The sequence below is a fragment of the Micromonospora pisi genome (assembly GCF_003633685.1).
Classification (GTDB): Bacteria; Actinomycetota; Actinomycetes; order Mycobacteriales; family Micromonosporaceae; genus Micromonospora_G; species Micromonospora_G pisi.
The window spans coordinates 2424840-2446320 of the sequence record NZ_RBKT01000001.1 but is presented as its reverse complement, the minus strand read 5'-3'; the positions used below and the strand labels follow the sequence as shown (position 1 = coordinate 2446320).

At 72.0% G+C, this 21481-nt stretch carries 22 protein-coding genes; 16 read left to right on the top strand and 6 right to left on the bottom strand.

Annotated features, from left to right (window positions below; genetic code table 11):
- Window positions 1-117: 117 nt before the first annotated feature.
- The 4 genes from BDK92_RS09855 (at window position 118) to BDK92_RS09840 (ending at window position 3659) form a co-directional block, all read left to right on the top strand.
- The gene (locus tag BDK92_RS09855; protein WP_246016935.1) at window positions 118-519 is read left to right on the top strand and encodes a cytidine deaminase; all 402 of its coding nucleotides are present in this window, start codon (window positions 118-120) and stop codon (window positions 517-519) included.
- The gene (gene era / locus BDK92_RS09850; protein WP_121156436.1) at window positions 516-1451 is read left to right on the top strand and encodes a GTPase Era; all 936 of its coding nucleotides are present in this window, start codon (window positions 516-518) and stop codon (window positions 1449-1451) included. Before BDK92_RS09855 ends, era begins: the two co-directional genes overlap by 4 nt.
- 25 nt (window positions 1452-1476) lie before the next feature.
- Window positions 1477-2328 carry an NAD-dependent epimerase/dehydratase family protein gene (locus BDK92_RS09845; RefSeq protein ID WP_211349167.1) on the top strand — a complete coding sequence of 284 codons (852 nt, stop codon included), beginning with the start codon at window positions 1477-1479 and terminating at the stop codon, window positions 2326-2328.
- Window positions 2329-2504: 176 nt separating this feature from the next.
- Entirely contained in the window at window positions 2505-3659 is a 1155-nt protein-coding gene (locus tag BDK92_RS09840) for an acyltransferase family protein (protein ID WP_121156435.1), read from the top strand.
- Here BDK92_RS09840 and BDK92_RS09835 read toward each other — a convergent pair.
- The gene (locus BDK92_RS09835; RefSeq protein ID WP_170208537.1) at window positions 3646-4428 is read right to left on the bottom strand and encodes a DUF4097 family beta strand repeat-containing protein; all 783 of its coding nucleotides are present in this window, start codon (window positions 4426-4428) and stop codon (window positions 3646-3648) included. The genes BDK92_RS09840 and BDK92_RS09835 overlap by 14 nt on opposite strands.
- Before the next feature lie 180 nt (window positions 4429-4608).
- Here BDK92_RS09835 and recO point away from each other — a divergent pair, with 180 nt between their 5' ends.
- The 3 genes from recO to BDK92_RS09820 all read left to right on the top strand — a co-directional run bounded on the left by recO (window position 4609) and on the right by BDK92_RS09820 (window position 7725).
- A complete protein-coding gene (recO, locus tag BDK92_RS09830) occupies window positions 4609-5454 on the top strand; it encodes a DNA repair protein RecO (protein WP_246016934.1) in 846 nt (281 codons plus the stop codon).
- A 65-nt stretch (window positions 5455-5519) separates the two neighbouring features.
- Complete coding sequence (locus tag BDK92_RS09825) at window positions 5520-6332, top strand: isoprenyl transferase (protein ID WP_211349592.1); 813 nt, start codon at window positions 5520-5522, stop codon at window positions 6330-6332.
- A gap of 97 nt (window positions 6333-6429) precedes the next feature.
- Window positions 6430-7725 (top strand): nucleotide disphospho-sugar-binding domain-containing protein, encoded by a 1296-nt coding sequence (locus BDK92_RS09820; RefSeq protein WP_121156432.1) that lies wholly within the window; start codon window positions 6430-6432, stop codon window positions 7723-7725.
- Window positions 7726-7736: 11 nt separating this feature from the next.
- On the opposite strand, the gene BDK92_RS09815 is transcribed toward BDK92_RS09820, so the two are convergent.
- Together BDK92_RS09815 and BDK92_RS09810 are read right to left on the bottom strand one after the other, a co-directional pair.
- Window positions 7737-8549, bottom strand: a complete 813-nt coding sequence (locus BDK92_RS09815; protein WP_246016933.1) for an HAD family hydrolase — start codon at window positions 8547-8549, stop codon at window positions 7737-7739.
- 83 nt (window positions 8550-8632) lie between these two features.
- Window positions 8633-8929, bottom strand: coding sequence for an MTH1187 family thiamine-binding protein (locus BDK92_RS09810; RefSeq protein WP_121156431.1), 297 nt, complete (start codon window positions 8927-8929; stop codon window positions 8633-8635).
- A 397-nt stretch (window positions 8930-9326) separates the two neighbouring features.
- Between BDK92_RS09810 and BDK92_RS38365 the strand changes: the two genes are divergently transcribed.
- A complete protein-coding gene (locus tag BDK92_RS38365) occupies window positions 9327-9656 on the top strand; it encodes a hypothetical protein (protein WP_147456951.1) in 330 nt (109 codons plus the stop codon).
- 68 nt (window positions 9657-9724) lie between these two features.
- On the opposite strand, the gene BDK92_RS09800 is transcribed toward BDK92_RS38365, so the two are convergent.
- Together BDK92_RS09800 and BDK92_RS09795 are read right to left on the bottom strand one after the other, a co-directional pair.
- Window positions 9725-10255 (bottom strand): hypothetical protein, encoded by a 531-nt coding sequence (locus BDK92_RS09800; RefSeq protein WP_246016932.1) that lies wholly within the window; start codon window positions 10253-10255, stop codon window positions 9725-9727.
- Window positions 10252-11967: a PHP domain-containing protein gene (locus tag BDK92_RS09795; protein ID WP_121156429.1), complete on the bottom strand. Its 1716-nt coding sequence runs from the start codon at window positions 11965-11967 to the stop codon at window positions 10252-10254. Before BDK92_RS09795 ends, BDK92_RS09800 begins: the two co-directional genes overlap by 4 nt.
- Window positions 11968-12403: 436 nt before the next feature.
- Between BDK92_RS09795 and BDK92_RS09790 the strand changes: the two genes are divergently transcribed.
- On the top strand, window positions 12404-12928 hold the full coding sequence (locus tag BDK92_RS09790; RefSeq protein ID WP_121156428.1) for a DUF302 domain-containing protein: 525 nt from the start codon (window positions 12404-12406) through the stop codon (window positions 12926-12928).
- A gap of 34 nt (window positions 12929-12962) precedes the next feature.
- Here BDK92_RS09790 and BDK92_RS09785 read toward each other — a convergent pair whose 3' ends face one another.
- The gene (locus tag BDK92_RS09785; protein WP_170208536.1) at window positions 12963-13598 is read right to left on the bottom strand and encodes a hypothetical protein; all 636 of its coding nucleotides are present in this window, start codon (window positions 13596-13598) and stop codon (window positions 12963-12965) included.
- 222 nt (window positions 13599-13820) lie between these two features.
- Here BDK92_RS09785 and BDK92_RS09780 point away from each other — a divergent pair, with 222 nt between their 5' ends.
- The 7 genes from BDK92_RS09780 to BDK92_RS09750 all read left to right on the top strand — a co-directional run bounded on the left by BDK92_RS09780 (window position 13821) and on the right by BDK92_RS09750 (window position 21470).
- On the top strand, window positions 13821-15212 hold the full coding sequence (locus BDK92_RS09780; RefSeq protein ID WP_121156427.1) for an RND family efflux transporter: 1392 nt from the start codon (window positions 13821-13823) through the stop codon (window positions 15210-15212).
- Between the two features lie 90 nt (window positions 15213-15302).
- Window positions 15303-16031, top strand: coding sequence for a response regulator transcription factor (locus BDK92_RS09775; RefSeq protein WP_121156426.1), 729 nt, complete (start codon window positions 15303-15305; stop codon window positions 16029-16031).
- Window positions 16028-17605: a sensor histidine kinase gene (locus BDK92_RS09770; protein ID WP_246016931.1), complete on the top strand. Its 1578-nt coding sequence runs from the start codon at window positions 16028-16030 to the stop codon at window positions 17603-17605. Before BDK92_RS09775 ends, BDK92_RS09770 begins: the two co-directional genes overlap by 4 nt.
- Window positions 17606-17646: 41 nt before the next feature.
- Window positions 17647-18885: an efflux RND transporter periplasmic adaptor subunit gene (locus BDK92_RS09765; protein ID WP_121156425.1), complete on the top strand. Its 1239-nt coding sequence runs from the start codon at window positions 17647-17649 to the stop codon at window positions 18883-18885.
- Window positions 18882-19628 (top strand): ABC transporter ATP-binding protein, encoded by a 747-nt coding sequence (locus BDK92_RS09760; RefSeq protein WP_121156424.1) that lies wholly within the window; start codon window positions 18882-18884, stop codon window positions 19626-19628. The genes BDK92_RS09765 and BDK92_RS09760 overlap by 4 nt, the downstream gene beginning before the upstream one ends.
- Window positions 19625-20908, top strand: a complete 1284-nt coding sequence (locus BDK92_RS09755; protein WP_121161892.1) for an ABC transporter permease — start codon at window positions 19625-19627, stop codon at window positions 20906-20908. Before BDK92_RS09760 ends, BDK92_RS09755 begins: the two co-directional genes overlap by 4 nt.
- A 16-nt stretch (window positions 20909-20924) precedes the next feature.
- Window positions 20925-21470, top strand: a complete 546-nt coding sequence (locus BDK92_RS09750) for a hypothetical protein (protein ID WP_121156423.1) — start codon at window positions 20925-20927, stop codon at window positions 21468-21470.
- Window positions 21471-21481 lie beyond the last annotated feature (11 nt).

The following is a 21481-nucleotide window of genomic DNA, read 5'->3' as shown; positions in this document are numbered from 1 at the left end:
GCAAGAATGCCGACCAGCGCGGAAGCACCGAGCTGGACCGGAACACCGAGCCGGGCGCGACCGCCAGGCCGGGCAAGAAACAGAAGCAAGAGCGATCCGAGGAGAGGCAACCCGCAGATGCCTGAGTTGTCCGCCGTACCCGCCGCCGTTGCGGCCGGGCCGACCGGTTCGGCCGCCGCGCCCACCGAACTGAGCGCCGAGGACACCAAACTGGTCGTCCTGGCCCGAGGCGCACGTGCCCGGGTCGGCGCGGTGGAGGGGGCCGCGGTACGGGACCAGGACGGTCGGACGTACGCGGCGGCCAGCGTCGCCCTGCCCTCGCTGGCGCTCACCGCGCTCCAGTTGGCGGTCGCCTCGGCGGCGGCCGCCGGTGCCACCCGCCTGGAGGCGGCGGCCGTGGTGACCGAGGCCTCGACGTTGGACGGCGCCGGGCACGCGGCCGTACGGGACCTCGCCGCCGACGCGCCGATCCACGTGGCCGCCCCGAACGGCACCGTGCTCGGCACGGTGGTCGAATGAGCACCCGGACGCCGGCCGCACGTGGCGGTTCGCGGGTGGGCGGGACCGGCACCGAGCCGTACCGGGCGGGCTTCGCCTGCTTCGTCGGGCGGCCCAATGCCGGCAAGTCGACCCTGACCAACGCGATCGTGGGCCAGAAGATCGCGATCACCTCCAGCAAGCCGCAGACCACCCGGCACGTGATCCGGGCCGTCCTGCACCGGCCGGAGGCGCAGCTCGTCCTGGTCGACACGCCCGGTCTGCACCGGCCCCGTACGCTGCTCGGCGAGCGTCTCAACGACCTGGTCCGGTCGACCTGGAGCGAGGTCGACGTGATCGGCCTCTGCGTGCCGGCGAACGAACCCGTCGGGCGCGGTGACCGGTTCATCACCGGCGAACTGGCCGAGCTGAAGGCCAAGGTCGTCGCGGTGGTGACCAAGACCGACCTGGTGGACAAGAAGCGGCTGGCCGAGCAGTTGCTCGCGGTCAACGAGATGGGCGAGTTCGCCGCCGTCGTGCCGGTCAGCGCGGTCTCCGGGCACCAGGTCGACACCCTGGTCGACGTGATGACCGGTTACCTGCCGCCGTCGCCGCAGCTCTATCCGGACGACATGCTCACCGACGAGCCCGAGCAGGTGCTGGTCGCCGAGCTGATCCGGGAGGCGGCGCTGGAAGGGGTCCGTGACGAACTGCCGCACTCCATCGCGGTGGTGGTCGAGGAGATGATCCCCGAGGACCAGCTCATCCGGATCTACGCCGACGTCTACGTCGAGCGTCCCAGCCAGAAGGCGATCGTGATCGGTCACCAGGCCAGCCGGCTGAAGGACGTCGGCACCCGGGCCCGGCAGCAGATCGAGGAGCTGCTCGGCAGCCGGGTCTACCTTGACCTGCACGTGCGGGTCGCGAAGGATTGGCAGCGGGACCCGAGGCAGCTACGCAAGCTCGGTTTCTGACTCCAGCGGCGGCGGGGAGGCCGGCGTGGCGGGGGAACTGCTCATCACCGGGTCGGCCGGTCGGATAGGTCGGTTGCTGCGACCACGGCTGGCCGCGCCGGGACGTACGCTCCGGTTGCTCGATCTGGCCGACCAGGAGCCGCCCGCCCGGGGCGAGGCGGCCCGGTTGATCCGTGCCGACCTGGCCGATCCGGAGTCGCTCACGGCGGCCTGTGCCGGTGTGGACGCCATCGTGCACCTGGCCGCCATCGCCGGCGAGGAGAGCTGGGAGAAGCTCCTCCGGACCAACGTGGACGGCACCCGTACGCTGCTGGAAGCGGCCCGGGTGGCGGGTGTGCCGCGGGTCGTGCTGGCCTCGTCCGTGCACGCCGCGGGTTTCTACCGGCAGGCCGGCAGTAGCCCCGATCCGCCCGGGGTGCCCGCACCGACCGGGCCGGACGGGGTGCCGGCCGCCGCCTTTCCGCGCCCGGACACCTACTACGGCTGGAGCAAGGCCGCGGTCGAGTCGCTGGGCAGCCTCTACGCCGACCGTTTCGGCATGACCGTCTTCGCGCTCCGGCTCGGGGCGTGTTTTCCCGAACCACCCGGACTGCGCGGGCTGGACATGTGGATCTCGCCGGACGACTGCGCTCGGCTGGTCACCGCCTGCCTGAAGACCGACACGACCGGTTTCCAGGTGCTGTGGGGGATCAGTCGCAACAGCCGCCGGTGGTGGTCGCTCGCCGAGGGCCGGCGGATCGGGTACGACCCGCGTGACGACGCGGAGCGGTACGCCGACACGGTCCGTGAGCGGGCCGGGGAGCGGGAGACGGCGGGTCTGCTGGGTGCCGAGTTCTGCGCATACCCGCTGGGTGTGCTCCCGGACTACGACGGCTGACGCCGGTACGCGACGGGTCGCACCGTTGGCGTCTTATACCTCATTGCATCTTCACTGCATATAGGCCGATCCCATGGGATTGTTCACCTAGGGGTCACCCGCTGCATCGTTCGTACGGCGGGCCGGCAGGGTAGGCATACGTAAGACCCCTGTTGCCCCGGTTTAGATGCAGGCTGATGCGAAACAGATATGTAGATCTGATCCGTTTCTTGGCAATCATCCGAGTTGTCGTCTACCACACCACTGGTTGGGCGTTCCTGACCATCGCCTTCCCGGCGATGTCAGTGATGTTCGCGCTCGCCGGATCGCTGATGGCCGCCTCCCTGGACCGTTCCGGCAACGGGGCCGTAGGTCGCCGGCTCCGTCGCCTCCTCCCGTCGCTCTGGTTACTCGCCGTGATTTTCGTGCCGGCGATGCTGCTCACCGGGTTGCCGGTCAGCTGGCGGCTGGTGTTCTGGATCGCACCCGTGGCCGACCCGCCGAGCAACAGCTGGGGTGCGCTCGCGTTGAGCGCGATCTGGTACCTGCGCGACTACCTCTGGTTCGTACTCGCCTCACCGCTCGCGCTCTGGCTGTTCCGGCGCTACCCGCTCCCCACCCTCGCCGCCCCGTACGTCCTCCTGGTCGTGGTGGAACTCGGCTTCCCCACCGCCCCCCTGGTGGTACGCGAGTTCGGGCTCTACTTCGGAGCGTGGCTGCTCGGTTTCGCGCACCACGACGGACTGCTCCGACGGATCTCCCGGCGGGTGCTCGTCCCGGTCGCCGTCGCGCTGGCCGGGGCCGGAGCCGCGTGGTTCCTCACCCACCCCGGCCCCCGGGGGTTCGACCTCAACGACATCCGGCTCGGCAACGGGCTCTGGTCCGCCGGCTTCACCCTGCTGCTGCTCGGCCTCGCCCCCAGCCGGGCCGCCTGGGTGGAGCGCAACGAGATCTTCAGCCGTGCGGTGACGGTGCTCAACCGGCGGGCGCTGACCATCTACCTCTGGCACATGCCGATCGTGATCGGCCTGACCGCGCTGATGGTCCGGGCCCGATGGAGTCTGCACGACGTCACCGGCACCACGGTCCGGCTGCTGGTGGTCACCACCCTGGTCGCGTTGGCCGTCGGTCTCTTCGGCTGGATGGAGGACCTGGCCGCGCGCCGTCCGACCGCGCTGCTGCCCGGCGCCGGCCCACGCCGCACCACAAAGTCGCCGCCGGGCCGGTCGGCCAGTTCCCGGTCCGACGGTCACCCGTCCATTCCGGCCCAGCGCAGCGGCTCCGGGACCGGCCCGGTCCCGAGCCCGTCGCCCGCGACCGGGCCCGGCGCTGACCCGGTCAGCGTGGAGTGACGGTGATGTCGCCGCTGCCAGTCTCCAGTTCGAGCAGATGGCTGGCGGCCGGATCAGCCTTGAGATCGGAACGGGTCGTCCCGGACGAGCTGTGCAGCTGGAGGCGGTACGCACCCTCGGGGACCGTCAGCCCGATCGAACCGCTCGACGCCTGCGCTTTCACCGAGCCCGCCGCCCGCATCGCCAGGGTGATGTCGCCGGAGCCGGTGGTGGCCTCGACCGTACCGCCGAGGTCGTCCCCGGTCACCGAGCCCGACCCGGCGCGTACCGTCGCCGTCTTCTCGACCCGGCGCAGGTTGATGTCGCCGGAGCCGGTCTCGGCCCGGACCGTGCCGGTCACCCCGGCCAGCGTGATGTCACCGGAACCGACCTTCACGTCGACATCGCCCACGTCCGAGAGGCTCATGTCGCCGGAACCGTTCTCCCCGCCGACCGCAACCCCGGCCGGCGCGAGGATCTCGTACGAGACGCTGCACCTCGACCCGCAGTCGGTGTCGATCCGCAGCTCGGTCCCGTCGATCCGGTACGTGTCGTCGGGCTGGCCGCCCCGGTAGCGGATCACCCGCTTGATCTGGACCGTGTCGACCGCCCCGGTCGACACCACGACGTCGCCGGCGCCCGGTGACACGGTGATCTTGGTGATCTTGACGGCTTCGGTCCGGTCGAAGTCGAGCCGCCGCTCCCCGAGGCTGATGTCGCCGCAGCCGGCCAGGAAGCCCAGCGTGAGCGCGCCCGCTGTGAGGGCGGTGACGGTTCGGAACGTGGTCATGCGTCTCAGGCTAGGGGCGCGCGCCCAGCCGGGCATCAGGGACGAGCCACGCATTCGCCCCGGAGAAAGACCCTGATACCGGCTCAGGGTCGCCCTGCCCGGTACCGCCCCGGCGCGGCCGGCCGAGGCGCCCGTACCCGGGTGCGCGGCGGTCGACCGGGGGCAGGAGAGAATGGGTGGATGGCCGGATACCGCAGACAGTTCTACCGCGACGACGCGGTGGTCCTGCGGGTGCAGAAACTCGGCGAATCCGACCGGATCATCACCCTGCTGACCCGGCGACACGGCCGGTTGCGGGCGGTCGCCCGTGGAGTACGCCGGACCACCTCCCGCTTCGGCGCCCGGCTGGAGCCGTTCGGCCACGTCGACCTCCAGCTCGCCGGCGACCCGGAGGGCAACCTCGGCAGTCCGCTGCACACGGTGAGCCAGGTCGAGGGAATCGACCTGTACGGGCGGCGGTTCCTGGAGGACTACCCCCGTTACACCACCGCCAGCGCCATCGCGGAGACCGCCGAGCGACTCACCCCGGTCGAACGTGAACCGTCGCTGCGGCTGTTCCAACTCACCCTCGGCGCGCTCCGCGCACTGGCCGAGGGGAGCCACGCCAGCAGCCTGGTACTCGACGCCTACCTGCTGCGCGGCATGGCACTGGCCGGCTGGGCGCCGGCCCTGGTCGCCTGCGCCGTCTGCGGCACACCCGGACAACACCGGGCATTCTCCGTACCGGCCGGGGGTTGTGTCTGCCCGGACTGCCGACCACCCGGCGCGGCCCACCCGGCACCGGCCACCATCGACCTGATGTCCGCCCTCAGCTCGGGGGACTGGCGGGTGGCCGACGCCGCCGAGGTCGGGCACCGGCGGGAGTGCAGCGGCCTGGTCGCGGCGCACCTGCAGTGGCATCTCGAACGCGCGTTACGCTCGCTGCCGTTGGTTGATCGAGACGATCGACCCGACCGTGGTGACCAGCCCCACCGCCCTGACCAGGCTCGCCGAGCCGACGTCGAGGGTCGGGGCGGGTCAGACTGATCGGAAGACCGGCCGGGGGAGCAGGCTCCAGGTCGGAACAGGGGGAGAACACCGTGATCCGTTCCATGTCCCGCCGGGCCCGTCGGCAGCCGATCGAGCCGACACCGCACCCTTCCGGCGCACGGCCACCGGCCCTGCCCGCCGGCGCCGTGCCCAAGCACGTGGCGGTGGTGATGGACGGCAACGGTCGGTGGGCCAAGGAGCGCGGGCTGCCCCGTACCAAGGGGCACGAGGCCGGGGAGTTCTCCCTCTTCGACACCATCGAGGGCGCGATCGAGATGGGCATCCCCTACCTCTCCGCGTACGCCTTCTCCACCGAGAACTGGCGGCGGTCACCGGAGGAGGTGCGCTTCCTGATGGGCTTCAACCGGGACGTCATCCGGCGGCGCCGGGACCAGTTGGTCGACCTTGGTGTGCGGGTGGTCTGGTCCGGTCGGGCCGGCCGACTCTGGAAAAGCGTGATCTCCGAGCTGCAGACCGCAGAGGAGATGTCCGAGGGCAACACCAAACTGACGCTCCAGTTCTGCGTCAACTACGGCGGGCAGGCCGAGATCGCCGACGCCGCCGCCGCCATCGCCCGCGACGTCGCCGCTGGCAAGATCGACCCGTCCAAGGTCAACGAGAAGATGGTCGCCCGGTACCTCTACCACCCCGAGGTGCCCGAGGTCGACCTCTTCCTGCGCCCCTCCGGCGAGCAGCGGACCTCCAACTTCCTGCTCTGGCAGAGCGCGTACGCCGAGCTCATCTACCTGGACGTGCTCTGGCCGGACTTCGACCGCCGGCACCTCTGGTACGCCTGTGAGCTGTACGCGCAGCGCGACCGCCGCTTCGGCGGCGCCCTGCCGAACCCGGTCGCACCGCAACTCGCCACCAGCTAGCCCGACCCGCGGAAAGCCGGCCGGCGACGTCGGCCGGCTCGGTGACGCCCGGCACCCGTGCGGGCGGATCGTGCGTCAACCGACTACAAAGGTCGTCATGGTACGAGTGATCGTTGGCGCGTCCCCCATCGCCGGGCACTTCGCGCCCATGCGGGCGATCGCCGAGAACCTGGTCCAGCGCGGTTACCCGGTGACCGTGCTGACCGGGTCACAGTTCCGCGATCCGGTCGAGCGGACCGGTGCCCGGTTCGTGGCACTGCCCGGCCTCGCCGACTACGACCTGTCGCGATTCGCCGAGATGTACGTCGAGGCGGGCGCGCCCTCCGGTCCGGACGAGCCGAACTTCGCGTTCCGCCGGCTCTTCCTCGATCCCTCCGCCGACCAGCACCGAGCAGTCCAGGAACTGCTGGCCGAGGCAGGGGACGAGCCGGTCGTGGTGATCGCCGAAACCGGGTTCGGCGGCCCCCGGATGACCCGGCTGGGCGTACCGGGGCGCGAGCCGGCCGGCCTGATCGGCATCGGCGTCACCCCGCTCACGCTCACCAGCGTGGACACCGCCCCGTACGGCACCGGCCTGCCGCCGGACAGCTCACCCGAGGGGCGGGAACGCAACCGGGTGGCGAACCGGCGCCGGCAGGAGACCTACTACGGCAACATCCAGCGGTACGTCGAACGGATGTGGCGCGCTCTCGGCGCCGAAGGCGACCTGCCCTTCGTGATGGACAGTGCGGTACTGCAGTCGGACTACTTCCTCCAGCTCTCCATCGCGTCGGTCGAGTACCCGCGCAGCGACGCGCCGAAGAGCCTGCGGTACATCGGCACGCTGCCCACGCACGCCGGCAGCACCGTACCGTTGCCGCCCTGGTGGGGGGAGGTGGCCGCCGCCCGACGGGTGATCGCGGTGACCCAGGGAACCGCCGCGAACCGTGACTTCAGCGAGCTGATCGAGCCCACGCTGCGCGCGTTGGCCGGGGTCGACGCCCTGGTCGTCGCGACGCTGGGCCGACCGGCGAGGCTGACCGGGATGCCGGCGAACGCGCGGCTGGCGGAGTTCATCCCCTTCGACGAACTGCTGCGCCACACCGACCTGCTGGTGACCAACGGCGGGTACGGCGGGATGCAGCAGGCACTCAGCCACGGCGTACCGATGGTGCTGGCGGGACAGAGCGAGGACAAGCGCGAGGGCACCGCCCGGGTGGCCTGGAGCGGCGCCGCGATCAACCTCGCCACCCAGCGGCCGACCGAGGCCGACATCCGGGCGGCTGTCGACGCGGTGCTGACCGAGCCCCGCTATCGCGACCGGGCCCGCGAACTGCAGGCCGAGTACGCCCGGCACGACGCCTTCCAGGAGATCGCCGACACGGTCGACGAACTCGCCGCCCGGAGCCGCTAGCGGAGTACGGGTCAGCCGCCGAAGCCGACTGCCCGACCCGCGACGGCTGCCCGGTCGGTGCCGACTGCCCGGCTCGCGACGGCTGCCCGGTCGGTGTCGACTGCCCGGCTCGCGACGGCTGCCCGGTCGGTGCCGGCGAGCAGGCGCACCACCGGTTCCACGTCGGCCAGGTCGGTGAGCACGATCTGCGCACCGGCAGCCGCGAGCTCGGCGACACCGGTGCGGCCACTGGCGACGCCGACCGCGGTGACCCCGTTGGCCAGCGCACCCACCACGTCGTGCACGGTGTCGCCGATGACCAGGATGTCGGCGGGCGCGAAGTGGCGGCCGTACTTGGCCTCGGCCCGCTCGCGGCACTGTCTGACCAGCGCCGCGCGTACGGTGTCGTGCCGGCCGTAACCGCCGATGTCGAGGTCGAGACCGGTGCCGAGACCGAGGGCGGCCAGCTTCTCCACCGCCACGGCCGGGATGTTGCCGGTCACCAGGGTCTGGGTCACGTGTGCGTGACCGACCAGACCGGCGAGTACCCCGGCGACCCCGGGCAGGACCCTTCCCTGTTCGGGGATCAGATGCCGGCGGGCGGTGAACGCGGCGGCGTAGCGGAGGAAGAACTCCTCCAGGTACGGCTCGTAGTCGCTGAGCCCGTGTGTGGTGAACGCCTCGGCGGCCAGGTCCCGGTCGGTCCGCCCCGCCGTGTCGGGCATCCGCCGCCAGGCCACGCCGGTCAGGGCGGTGAACGCCTCGGCGTACGCGAGTTTCGCGACCCCGCCGGTGTGCACCAGGGTCCCGTCGATGTCCCACATCAGCAGCCGGGGCGCCGGCATGTCCGGACCGGTGGATGTGGCCGGACCGGTGAACGGATCCTGATCCGTGGGCGGATCCTGGCCGGTGGGCGCGGCGCGGGCGGTCACTGCTCGGCCAGGCGGGCCTCGATGTGCGCCACCTTCGCCGTCATCGCGTCGGTGACCCCGGCCCGGATGTCCGCCTTGAGGACCAGGCTCACCCGGGGCGCCTGCGCGGCGAGTACGTCGACAGCCCGCTTCACCACCGCCATCACCTCGTCCCATTCGCCTTCGACCAGGGTGAACATGGCGTTGGTCTCGTTCGGCAGCCCGGACTCCCGGACCACCCGGATGGCCTCGGCCACGGCATCACCCACGGACTCCCCGCCACCGAGCGGGCTCACCGAAAACGCGATCAGCATGCTGTTGATGGTCGCACCAACACTGGCCCGGAACCACCGTGATCGGCACCGCTCCAGGGGCGAGGCGGGGCCGGCATAAATCGGATGCGCCGGGTGGGACGCGGGGTTAACGTGCTCCCATGCGTTACTGACGTCCCCGTGCACCGTGCCGGCCTACCCGCGTTCCGCCGTGGGCCCCGTGTTCCGGACGTCCACGCCTTCCCCCAGCTCTCGTGATCACCGTTACCGGGTCACCATCGCATCCGACCGGCACGAGACCGACAGGGCCGTCACGACCCAGGTGACCGCCGCGGGGAACGACCGCTGGACCAGACCGTCCGGGCACCTCCCGTTTTTCACCCGACCGTCCCGCGTTCCGATCGCGATCCGGGGCGGAGATCTGCCAGAGGAGACCCAGATGCCTGGTAAGTCGAACAAACGACGTGGTCAGCAGCCGAAGCATGACACCGCGTTCGTGGTGCCGGTACCGGGGCGGGAACCTGACCTGACCGGGCTTTCCGTACCGGTCGAGTGGCCGGCGACCGGCACCCCGGCGACCGGCACCCGGGCGACCGATGCTCCGGTGACCGACATCCCTCGGGCCGACGTTCCGGAGACCAGTGCCCCGGCGGCGCCGCTACCGGTGGCGCCGAAGTCCGGCCCACCGCTCAGGAACGGCCGGTCGGGCGGGGTCGGGCGGGGCCAGAGCGCCCGCCCCGCCCGCCAGTACGCCTTCCGACGCAGCTGATCCCGGCTCGTCGAGCCGTTAGGAAGGGCCCCTTCCTATACAGAAAACGATAAGAAGGGGCCCTTCCTTCAGTGGTCGGCGCAGCAGGGGGTGGGGTCGGGCATCTCGAAGGGAACGAGGATGCCACCCCGGGCCGGCTGCGTGGTCAGCACCAGTTCACCGTTGCGCCACTGCGGACGGACGAAGTCCCGGGTCTGGATCCGGGTCTCCGGCTGCGCCGGCGCGCCGCCGAGTACGGCAACCTGGTCGATCGCGCTCCAGGCCAGCAGTTCGCCGACCGTGATCGTGCCCACCAGCCGTTCGACCCCGGCGAAGTAGACCGCCCGCCCGGAGCGGCGGGTGGCGTGCTCGGCCGCGGCGGCCGTGGCCGCGTCCCGCAGTTCGGGCGGCACCGGCGGCAACGTCGCCGAGTCCAGTCCCGTGCCGGCGAAGCTCAACGCCACGTGCGGGTACGGCTCCCGCATGAGGTGCGTGCAGGCGGCCAGATCCGGCAGGCTGAGCGGCAGCACGACGTCGCGCAGCCACTGCTCCGCCTCGAGGTCGTTACGGTGTCCGAGGCTGATGCCCCGGTGTCCGAGGCTGACGCTCAGGTGGGTCACTTCGGCAGCACCCAGATCGGGTTCGCGTAGAACCAGAGGTCGGCCCACGGGTCGGCGTCGCCGACGACGTCCATCGCCGGACCGTGCGGGTCGACCGAGGCGCCCATCAGGCCGGTGGCGCTCCGGTTGCCGTCGGTGCCCCGCAGCCGCAGGTAGAACGGCTCGTTGACCCGGCCGAAGTTGTAGCTGAACGAGACCCGGCCGTTGTTCTTGGCGCTCACCTCGAACGACTTGACCACCCGGGTACGCGGGGCGGTGAAGGTGTCACCGTCGCGTACCGGTCCGGTGACGGCACCGGCGATGACGTCGACCCGGGCGAGCGTGGGCACGAACTGCGACCAGTTCGGACCGGTGGCGAGGTCGATGTCGATGGTCACCTCGACCTGCTCGCCCCGGCGGACCCGCAGCACGCCGCCGAGCGGGGTGCCGGAGTCGCGGTGCCGATCGCCGGCGACCCGGGCCCGTACGTCGAGGCCACGGATCAGCCCGCCGTGGTCGACCCAGACCCTGCCCGCCCGCAGGCCGTCCATGACGGCGCGGTAGTTGTCGCTGCTGGCGCCGACGTGGGTACGGCTGTAGAAGCCCGGCCAGTAGTCACCGGCGGCGGTGAGCAGCGGTCCGCGTACCGGGTCGGCGTGCTTGCCGTCGACGTCGAAGTTGCTGTTCGGACCCCGCTGGGAGGTGTCCAGGTAGTTCACGTGCGAGTCGGAGTTGGCGCTGATCCACCAGGGCTTGCCCTCGGCGAGCAGGCTGTCCCAGAGTCCGCCGACGGTGGAGGTCATCCAGTCGAAGCCGCCCCAGGTGCGGTAGCTCTCCAGCGGGTAGCCGGGGAACGATTCGGCGCCCGGGCTGCTCTCGTAGTAGCCGCGGCCCCGGCCGGTTCCGCCGGGGATGCCGGCGGCCTGGTGACCGGGGGCGCCCTCCATGCCGATCGCCACGGTCGGGTCGGCGTCGCGCCAGGCCCGGATCTCGTGCGGCGAGTCGACGCCCCGACGGGCGGGGTGGTTGGCGAGGAAGAGGGCACCGTCGACGCGGCGCTTGCGTACCGCCTCGGCGAGGAACTTGACGCCCGCGATGGCGAGCGCCTCGTTCGCCGCACCCGGGCCGGACGTGCCGGTGACCGAGCCGTCGAAGCCGTTCTCGAACTCCTTGAGTACGGCGACCTCGTTGCGTCCGGGGTGGACGAAGACGGTGCCGTGCTCGGCGGCGGGGATGTTCCATTCCATGCCCTGGAAGATCAGCAGGTCCTTGAGCTGTTCGCGGGCCGCGACGATCTCCGGGTTGACCTTGTCGACGCCGATCTTGGCGTGGGCCACGCTGCCGTGGTCGGTGATGACCATCCAGTCCAGACCGTACGCCTGCGCGTGCCGCGCCTGGTCGATCACCCGGTACTGCGCGTCCGAGCTGTACTGGGTGTGGATGTGGTGGTCACCGGCGAGCCACTGGAAGCCGCCGGTGCGGTCTCGGTCGTCGTTCGAGTCCGAGCCGTGCGCGTGCGCCAGTTCCGGGGTGGCGAGCACGGACGCGGCGGCGGCACCGGCACCGAGCAGGCCGGCGTTGCGCAGGAAACCACGCCGGGACAGGTCCGATGGCGAGAGTTCCGCGTCCGGTACGGCCATGTCGACCGCTGGCGACAGCTCGTGGTCGTGGTCGTGGCCGTGCTCGTGACTGTGGCCGTGGTCGTGGCCGTGATGAGAGTGATCGTGACCCATGGGTGACTCCGTTTCGGGCAGTGTGTGGCGCCAATTTCGCGAGGCCCGGGGAACGGCAGGTGTCTTGGTTGCGGCAGCGATGCGAACATGCGGCTTCGACCATGTGTGGCCGATCGGCGCGGTGACCGTCCGCCGTGGCGGGTGACTCTCGGTGTGATTCCGGTGCCGGTCGAGCGGGTGGCCCGGACCGCCCGCGACGCCGCGATGCGCGGGGACGACTTCGCCACGCCCGGCTCGATCGGGTACGACGCCGACGCCGACCGGTGCGTCGGCGGCGAGGAACGGCAGCACCTCGCCGTCCCGGTCAGTATCTGCCGCCGAACGCTTTCAGAACTGACATTCCGGACCGATGCCTACGGATTCGGCGTACCGTGCCGAAATGGGGCCCGGTGCGCCGGGCGCGCCCAACCCGGGGCGGAGATCGAGGGGGTGTGTTTTGGTCGCCCGACAGGCCCAGCAGACCGACTACCAGGCACGGCGGCTCACGATCCCGGTGGACGCCCCGTTCGACGACTTCCGTCAACGGTACGAGGCGGCCGTGCCACCGTTGGACACCGGCAGCATCGTCGCCCTGGTGGAGCGGAGGGCGGACTGGTCCGAGGTGGTCGAGACGGCCCGTCGGCAGGCGCCGCACGACTTCTTCATCTTCTGGAGTCTCGACGCGCAGCCGCTGATGGGTCTCGCCGGCTCCACCGCACAGTGCGTCGAGTACCTGATGGGCAACCACGTCGTCGCCGAGCGGATGTTCCGGCACGACCCCACGGTGCTGGCGTACGTCCCGCTGCATCTCGCGATCGCGCAGGACGAGGGCGGCACGACCCTCACGATCGACCAGCCGAGCCACACTCTCGGCTCGTACGGCCACCCGGAGATCACCATGGTCGCGGTAGACCTCGACCACAAACTCGGCCGTCTCCTGCAGCACCTGGGCGTACCGGTGCCGCCGTCGCTGATGTCCTGACCGGGCCGGCTCTCGGCGACGGGCCCGACGCCGCTCAGCCCGCGGCGGGGGACGGACCCGGGCTGAGCACCTTGCACGCCTCCAGTGCGGCACCGACCTTCGGGTCAGCGGTGTTCAGGTCGGGTGCCGGCGGCACGCCGTGGTCGTTGAGGCAGTTGGCGTACGCGGAGCCCGGTGCTGGTCGGCCGCCTGGCTGACCGGTGCCGCCACGCCGGCCCGGTCCGGCGCTGGGCAGCGTGGACACACACGCCTGCTGCGCCCTCTGCCAGGTCGCGTCGTCCACACCGGACGGACGCAGGCCGGCGGTGCCGCCGCCGGGCCCCCGATTGCCGCCCGGCCAGCCGGACGCACCCGGCGACGGCCGGCCGGACGGCCGCCCGGAGGGGAAGCGGGACGGCCGGCCGGACGGCCAGCTCGACGGTTGACCGGAGCCGTCGGGCCGGGGCCGGGCGGACGGTCGACCGGTGGGCAGGGTGTCAGGTACGTCGATGCCTTGTTGCTTCAGGCAGTCGACGTACGCGGCGAAGGCGTCGGTTCGACCACCCGCCGGTGTCGCCGCATCCTGACCGCTGGCTCCGGTGCCGCCGCCGCAGGCAGCCAGGAGAATCAGGGCCGCTGATCCCACCGCCACGGTCGACGTCCAGCGCGTCCGCCAGCTCCACACCGCCACCGAAACCTCCCTCGGGTCGGCGCCCGGGGACCGAGAGGGTGAGCGGATCCCGGGGCGCCTGCACAGGCAACCGTCCGCACCTCCGGGCCAGATCGGACCCAGCTCGACACCGGCTGGGAATCGCGGCGCCCCCACCGTCGGTGACGTTCCCGGCCGGACTTCCAGGCAATTCCGAGGTCCGGCCGAGCTAACTGCGAGCCGGGGTGACCACACTCGCCGGTCATGGGGATCGGCCTGGGTGCGTCGGGACGCGGCCGGCGGGTGTGGTGGTTGTCCGGTGGCGTCGCCGTCGTGCTCGTACTCTCGGGCTCGGTGGCGGCGTACGCGTTGACCGGCGACGACGCCGAATCGTCCCGTCCGGCGGCGACCGCTCGGGTGGATCGTGGCGACGTGACCCTCGCCATCGCCACCATCGGCAACCTCCAACCGGCGCAGACCCGGACTCTCGGTTTCGCCGGCCGTGGCACCGTCACCGAGGTCAAGGTGCGTGCGGGTGACCAGGTCACCGCTGGTGCGCTGCTGGCCAGACTCGATCCCGCCGACGCCCAGCAGCGGGTCGACTCCGCCCGGGACGCGCTCACCGAAGCCCGGTCCGCGCTCGACGCCGCGCAGCAGTTGCAGTCCGCCGCGCCCGCCGACGACTGCACCCCGGGCGGTGGGACCCGGACCGGTGGCACGGTGGGCGGAAGTGGCGGCGGAACCGGGACCGGTGGCACGGGCGTCGCGGGCGGGTCCGGCGCGCCGACACCGGGCGGTTCCGGCACACCGCGCCCGTCTGTCCCTGCGGGAACCCCGCGCGAGTCCGGCACCCCCACACCACCGGCCCCGTCGACGTCGGCCGGGCAGTCCCGGCCGCCGAGTCCCGGTTCGTCGGCCGCACCGACCGGTGCCGGTGGGCCGGGCCAGAGCGCCGGTACGGACCGGAACTGCCCCGGCGGGGGTGGCTCCGGCCCGGCGGGCGGGCCGGACCCCGTACTCCGGGCACAGCAGCAGGTGACCAGCACCGAGCTGAACCTGGCCAACGCCGAGGACGTGCTGGCCGGCGCCACGATCACCGCACCGATCGCCGGTCGGATCCTCTCCGTGGCCGGTGGCGTCGGTAGCGCGGTGAACAGCGGCGGCACCTTCATCACCCTGGGCGACGTCGGCGGCATGGAGGTCGCGGCGAGCTTTCCCGAAGCGGACGTCGGGCGCCTCGCGGTCGGTCTGCCCGCGACCGTCACCCTCGCCAACCGGCCAGGTGAGCAGCTGCCGGCCAAGGTGACCCAGGTCGACCCGGTCGGCACCGCCGACGGGCCGCTCGTCCGCTACGGCGCACTGCTCAGTTTCAACCAGGTGCCCGCCGACGCGTTGGTCGGGCAGACCGCGAACGTACGGGTCACGGTCGAGTCGGTGACCGGTGTGCTGCGGGCCCCGGCGACGGCGGTCCACCTGGACGCCGCCCCGCCCGCTCCCGCCGACGGCACCACCGGCCCGTCCAGCGGGAAGGTCCTGCTCCGGACCCCGGCCGGCGGCACCGAGCCCCGCCAGGTGACCATCGGCGTACGGGGTGACCAGTACCTCGAAATCACCGCCGGCCTCGCCGAAAGCGACGAAATCGTCCTCAACTGGTGAATCCCCAGCGGAACGCGACCTGATTCCCAGGTGCCTCCCAGCGGGCTCGGCTAGAGATGAGCCGACGTTCGAGGGGGAGGAGGTCCGGCGGTGCGCCAATCGGCAGGAGAGCAGGCCCGACGGTCGACCAGGGTGCTGGTGGTGGACGACGAGCCGAACATCTGCGCGTTGCTCTCGGCCACCCTGCGGTTGATCGACTTTGAGGTGCGGATCGCGTACGGGGGACATGAGGCGCTGGCCGCCGCGGCCGAGTTCGAGCCCGACCTTGTGGTGCTCGACGTGATGATGCCGGACCTGGATGGCTTCCAGGTGGCGCGGCAGTTGCGGACGACCGGCAACGGCCGGGGCGTACCGGTGCTCTTCCTCACCGCCCGGGACGCCGTGGAGGACCGCATCTCCGGGCTGACCGTCGGTGCGGACGACTACGTGAGCAAGCCGTTCAGCCTGGAGGAGGTGGTGCTGCGGATCCGGGCCATCCTGCGGCGCAGCCGGGTCGAGCCGGAGCCGGGGGTGCTCAGCTACGCCGACCTGGAGTTGAACGAGGACGCGCACGAGGTACGCCGGGCCGGCCGGCTGGTGGACCTGTCGCCGACCGAGTTCAACCTGCTGCGCTACCTGATGGTGAACGCCGGCCGGGTGGTGAGCAAGGCGCAGATCCTGGACCGGGTCTGGAGTTACGACTTCGGTGGTGACGGCCGGATCGTCGAGTCGTACGTCTACTACCTGCGTAAGAAGATCGACCGATGTGACCCGCCGCTGATCCAGACGGTACGGGGCGTCGGTTACGCGCTCCGGTTACCCCGGGCGGCCGGCGAGTGACCAGCCCGCCCGGATGGACCGTGCCGCCGGTCGGGCGGTGGCGGCGACGACTGGCCCGGGTACGCCGGTGGAGCCACTGGACGCTGCGCGCGCGGCTGGTTGTGGTGATCGCCGTACTGACCGGTATCGCCCTGATCGTGGCGAACGCGGCCGGACTGGTGCTGCTCCGCTCGTACCTCACCGATCGGGTGGACGAGCAGCTGAACCGTTCGATCCGTCCGTACATGGCCGGGCTCCTGCCGGAACACGGGTCCGCGCCGGGGCGGGCCGGCCGCCCGCTGCCGACCGGGCCGGGGCAGGCGGTGGTGATCTACCACCCGGACCAGACCGTGCTGATCGCGGTCCTCTCCAACGAGGAACTCTCCCCACCCCGGCTGGCCAACTTCGCCGGGCTGGCGCAGCGGGCCGCCGCCGGTGAGCCGTTCACCGTCGACGCGCTCGACGACGGCAGCGGCTGGCGGGTGCTGGTCGCCCCGACCGTGAACGGCGGGCTGGCCGTGGTGGCGTTGTCGCTGCGCGACGTCGACGCCACCGCCGACGGACTGCTGCTGATCGACGGGTCGGTGATGCTGCTCGTGCTGCTGGTGCTCGGGCTGGTCGCCGCCCTGGTGGTGCGGATCGGGCTGCGCCCGCTGACCCGGATGGAGCGGATCTCGGCCGAGATCACGGCCGGGGACCTGGCCCGTCGGGTGGAGGACGCCGACCCGCACACCGAGCCTGGTCGACTGGGCATAGCCCTGAACGTGATGCTCGACCGGATCGGCGCCGAGATGGCCGCCCGTACCGCCTCGGAGCAGCGGCTGCGGCAGTTCGTCGCGGACGCCTCGCACGAGCTGCGTACGCCACTCACCTCGATCCGTGGCTTCGCCGAGCTGTACCGGCGTGGTGGTGCCCCGCCCGGTCCGGCGTTGGACGAGACGATGGGCCGGATCGAGAGCGAGGCGGCCCGGATGGGGCTGCTCGTCGAGGACCTGCTGCACCTGGCCCGGCTGGACCTGCGCCGGCCGATGAGCCGGGCCCCGGTCGACCTGTTGGCGATCGCCGCCGACACGATCCGGGACGCGTTCGCCCGCCGCCCCGACCGGCCGGTCCGGTTGGTGCCGCTCGGCCCGGCCGGGGCGGACCTGGAGCCGGTCACCGTCCTCGGCGACGAGCACCAACTGCGTCAGGTGGCGACGAACCTGGTCGCGAACGCGTTGCAGCACACCCCGCCGGACGCCGAGATCACGATCCGGGTCGGCCGGTCGAGCCCGCCTCTCCCGCCCGGACCCGGTACGACCGGTGAGGTGGCGGTGCTGGAGGTCGCCGACACCGGTGGCGGAATCGCGCCGGAGCACGCCGGCCGGATCTTCGAGCGGCTCTACCGGGTGGACCCGAGTCGTACCCGTAGCCAGGGGGTCGGTTCCGGGCTGGGGCTGGCGATCGTCGCGGCGATCGTGCAGGGGCACGGCGGGCGGGTGGAGCTTTTCACCGAGGTCGGGCAGGGAGCCACCTTCCGGGTTCTGCTGCCCTCCATCATGGATGGTCCCGACCCCGCCGCCACCGGTCCCGGTTCCCAGGTTGCTCCGAGCTGAACCCGGGGCTGCACCGAGTTTGACCGGCCAGGCTGGCGCGCATGCCGGTGCGACGTCTGGTCTTCCCGCGCCGACCGTCGGTGCTCGTCAACGCCGTACTCGGGTTGGTGATCATCGGCGGCGGCCTCTGGGCCTACACCTCGTTCGTCAGGCCCGGGTCGAGTTCGGCCTCGGCCGGTGACACGACCCGCACCGTTCCGGTCGGGCAGGGCACGGTCACCGCGACCGTCTCCGCCGCCGGCACGCTGCGCAGTGCCGCCACCGCGAGCGCGACCTTCGGCACCGCCGGCACGGTCAGCGAGATCAAGGTCAAGGTCGGCGACCTGGTGACCAGGGACGCGGTGCTGGCGAAGGTCGACCCGACCTCGGCGAACCGGCAGCTCACCGCGGCGCGGGCGAACCTGGACGCGGCCGAGGCGGCCCGGGACCGGGCCGAGGCCGCCGGCACCGACACCACCGACGCCCAGACCCAGGTCACCAACGCGCAACTCGCCGTCGACGCGGCGCAGGACGGGGTGGACGGCACGGTGCTGAAGGCGCCGATGGCCGGAACCGTGGTGGCGGTCAACGGCCACGTCGGCGGCGCCAGCGGGGGCTCTTCCCCCGGTGCGTCGGGTGCCGCTTCCGGTGGCGCCTCCGGCGGTTCCCCGGGCGGTTCCGCCGCCGCCGACCAGCAGGGCGGAGCGAACGTCGGGTCGTCGACCGGCTTCGTCCAGCTCGCCGATCTGAGCCGGCTGGAGGTCTCCGCCTCGGTCGCCGAGGCAGACGCCACCACCCTCAAGGTCGGCCAGCCGGTCACGATCGCCTGGAACGCCCTGCCCGGTGCCACCGCCACCGGCAAGCTCGCCTCGATCGACCCGAGTGCCAGCAGCAGCAACAACGTGGTCACGTACGGGGTGGTGTTCAGTGTGGACAAGCTGCCGCCGGGGGCCCGCCCCGGCCAGACCGTGCAGGCGTCGGTGACGGTCGGCCAGGTGCCGGACGCGATCTACGTCAACCCGGCCGCGCTCACCACCGTCGGCAACCGGCACACCGTCACCGTGCTCGAGGGCGGTCAGCCGGTGGTCCGTCCGGTCGAGGTTGGCCTCACCGGTGACCAGGGTGTGCAGATCACCGCCGGGCTCCAGGTCGGTGAACTGGTCGTACTCCGTCTCTCCACGCCCGGCGGCACCGGCGGGCCCAGCGGCGGCCGGCCGGGCGGCGGTCTGACCGGTGGCGGGGGCTTCACCGGCGGCGGCGGGTTCCCCCGAGGGGGCGGCGCGGCCGGGGGTGGCCGGTGACCGCGCCGGACCGGCCGGTGCTCGACGTACGCCGGCTGACCAAGCGGTACGGCGAGGGCGAGGCGACCGTGCACGCGCTGCGCGGGGTGTCGCTCGCGGTCGCGGCCGGCGACTATCTGGCGATCATGGGTTCGTCCGGTTCGGGTAAGTCGACGCTGATGAACATCCTGGGTTGCCTGGACGTCCCGACGACCGGGCAGTACCTGCTCGACGGGGTGGACGTCAGCCGGCTCGACGACCGGCAGTTGGCCCTGGTCCGCAACCGCCGGATCGGTTTCGTCTTCCAGGCGTTCAACCTGATCGCTCGGACCAGTGCGGTGGCGAACGTGGAGCTGCCGCTGGCGTACGCCGGGGTGAAGGCGGCGCAGCGGCGGCGTCGGGCGCTGGCCGCGCTCGACCTGGTCGGTCTGGCGGACCGGGCCGGACACGAACCGAACCAGCTCTCCGGTGGCCAGCAGCAGCGGGTCGCGGTGGCGCGGGCCCTGGTGACCGAACCGGCGCTGATCCTGGCCGACGAACCCACCGGCAACCTGGACAGCCGGTCGACCGCTGACGTACTGGCGATCTTCGATCGGCTGAACGCCGCCGGCCGGACCATTGTCATGATCACCCATGAGTCGGAGGTGGGCGACCGGGCCAAGCGGCTGGTCCGCCTCTTCGACGGCGAGATCGCCAGTGACCAGCGCCAGGACGGCGCCGACCGGGGCGAGTGGCCGACCGTGCGACTGGAGCGGGCCCGGTGAGCTTCTTCGAGATCCTGCGTTTCGCCGTACGCGGGATCACCGTCAACAAGCTCCGCTCCGCGCTGACCATGCTCGGCGTCCTGATCGGGGTCGGCGCGGTGATCCTGCTGGTCGCGGTCGGCAACGGGTCGGCGAAGCAGATCACCGACCGGATCGCCGCGCTGGGCAGCAACACGCTCACCGTGCAGAGCACCACCCGCGGCGGCAGCGGCGACGCGATCACCGTGCCGATCGCGTTGGCGTTGAAGGACCCGGTGCTGGCACCGGACGTCCGCTCGGTCTCGCCGGTGGTGAGCGCCGCCGCGACCATCACCTACCAGGGTGCCGACCACCAGGTGCCGCAGTTCGTCGGCACCTACCCGAGCTACCTGGGCGCGTCGAACACCCGACTGGCGACCGGTTCCGCGTTCAGCGACGAGGACCTGGCGCAGGGCCGACGGGTGGTGCTGATCGGCCAGACCGTGGCAACCGAACTCTTCCCCGGTACGGATCCGCTCGGCGCGCAGGTGACCGTCGGCGGGGCCCTCTACACCGTGCTGGGTGTGCTCGCGGAGAAGAGTTCCGCGACCGGCTTCCAGGACGCCAACGACGTGGCGGTGGCGCCGTTGACCTCGGTCCAGCAGACTTTGACCGGGTACGGGCCGGTCAACTCGGTGATCGTCGAGGCCGACGGGGCGGATCGGGTGGACGAGGCCGAGTCCCAGGTGGCCACCATCCTCGACCAGCGGCTCCGGGTCACTCCGACCGGTGGCGCGGTGGCCGGTGGCGCACGCGGTGCCGGGGCGGCGAACCGGGGCGGGGCCGGTCGGGGCGCGGTCGGCGGTGCGGCGGGACAGAGCGCGCCGTACCGGATCCAGAACGCCGCCCAACTGCTCCAGACGCAGACCGAGACGGCGGACACCTTCACCGTCCTGCTCGGCGCGGTGGCCGGCATCAGCCTGCTGGTCGGCGGGATCGGTATCACCAACATCATGCTGGTCACGGTGACCGAGCGGACCCGCGAGATCGGCATCCGCAAGGCGCTCGGGGCGCCGCGCCGGGTGATCCTCACCCAGTTCCTCGCCGAGGCGACCATGCTCAGCGTGGTGGGCGGAGGACTGGGGGTGGCGGCGGCCCTGATCGGCAGCCACTCCACCATCGTCGGCGTCAAGCCGGTCGTGGTGCCCAGTTCGATCGCGCTGGCACTCGGCGTCTCCGTCGCGATCGGACTCTTCTTCGGCAGCGTACCGGCGAGCCGCGCCGCCGGTCTCCGGCCGATCGACGCCCTCCGTTACGAATGACCTCGGGGATGCAGCCATGACAAGAGCAGCCGGGACCGTGGACGACAGTGACCTGGCCGGTGAACTGGCGGCGGTGGCGGGACGGCGCTGGTGGAACCGGGCGACGCTCTACCTCGGCGCGGTGGTGCTGCTGATCGGCGGCTTCGTCGGCGGGGTGCAGGTGCAGAAGTCGTACGGTGATCCGCCCGGCGGCGGTCCGGCGGCCGCGACCGGTCGGGGTGGGCAGCGCGGCGCGGGCGGCTTCGCCGGTTTTCCCGGCGGCGGGTCCGCCAACCGCCCCGGTGGCACCGGCACTGCCACCGGTAGTGCTGCCGCCCCCGGTGCGGAGGCCGGGGCGGCGCCGGACACCACCGGAACGGTGAAGCTGGTGGACGGCGGCACGGTCTACCTCCAGACCGCCGACGGCTCCCTGATCACGGTCCGGACCAGCGCCGACACCGCCGTGGCGGTGGCCAGAGCCGGATCGCTCGCCGACCTCAAGCCGGGCGACACGGTCACCGTCGTCGGACCCAACTCCGCCGGTACGGTCACCGCCACCAAGGTCACCGCCGAACAGCGGTGATCAGGACCCCT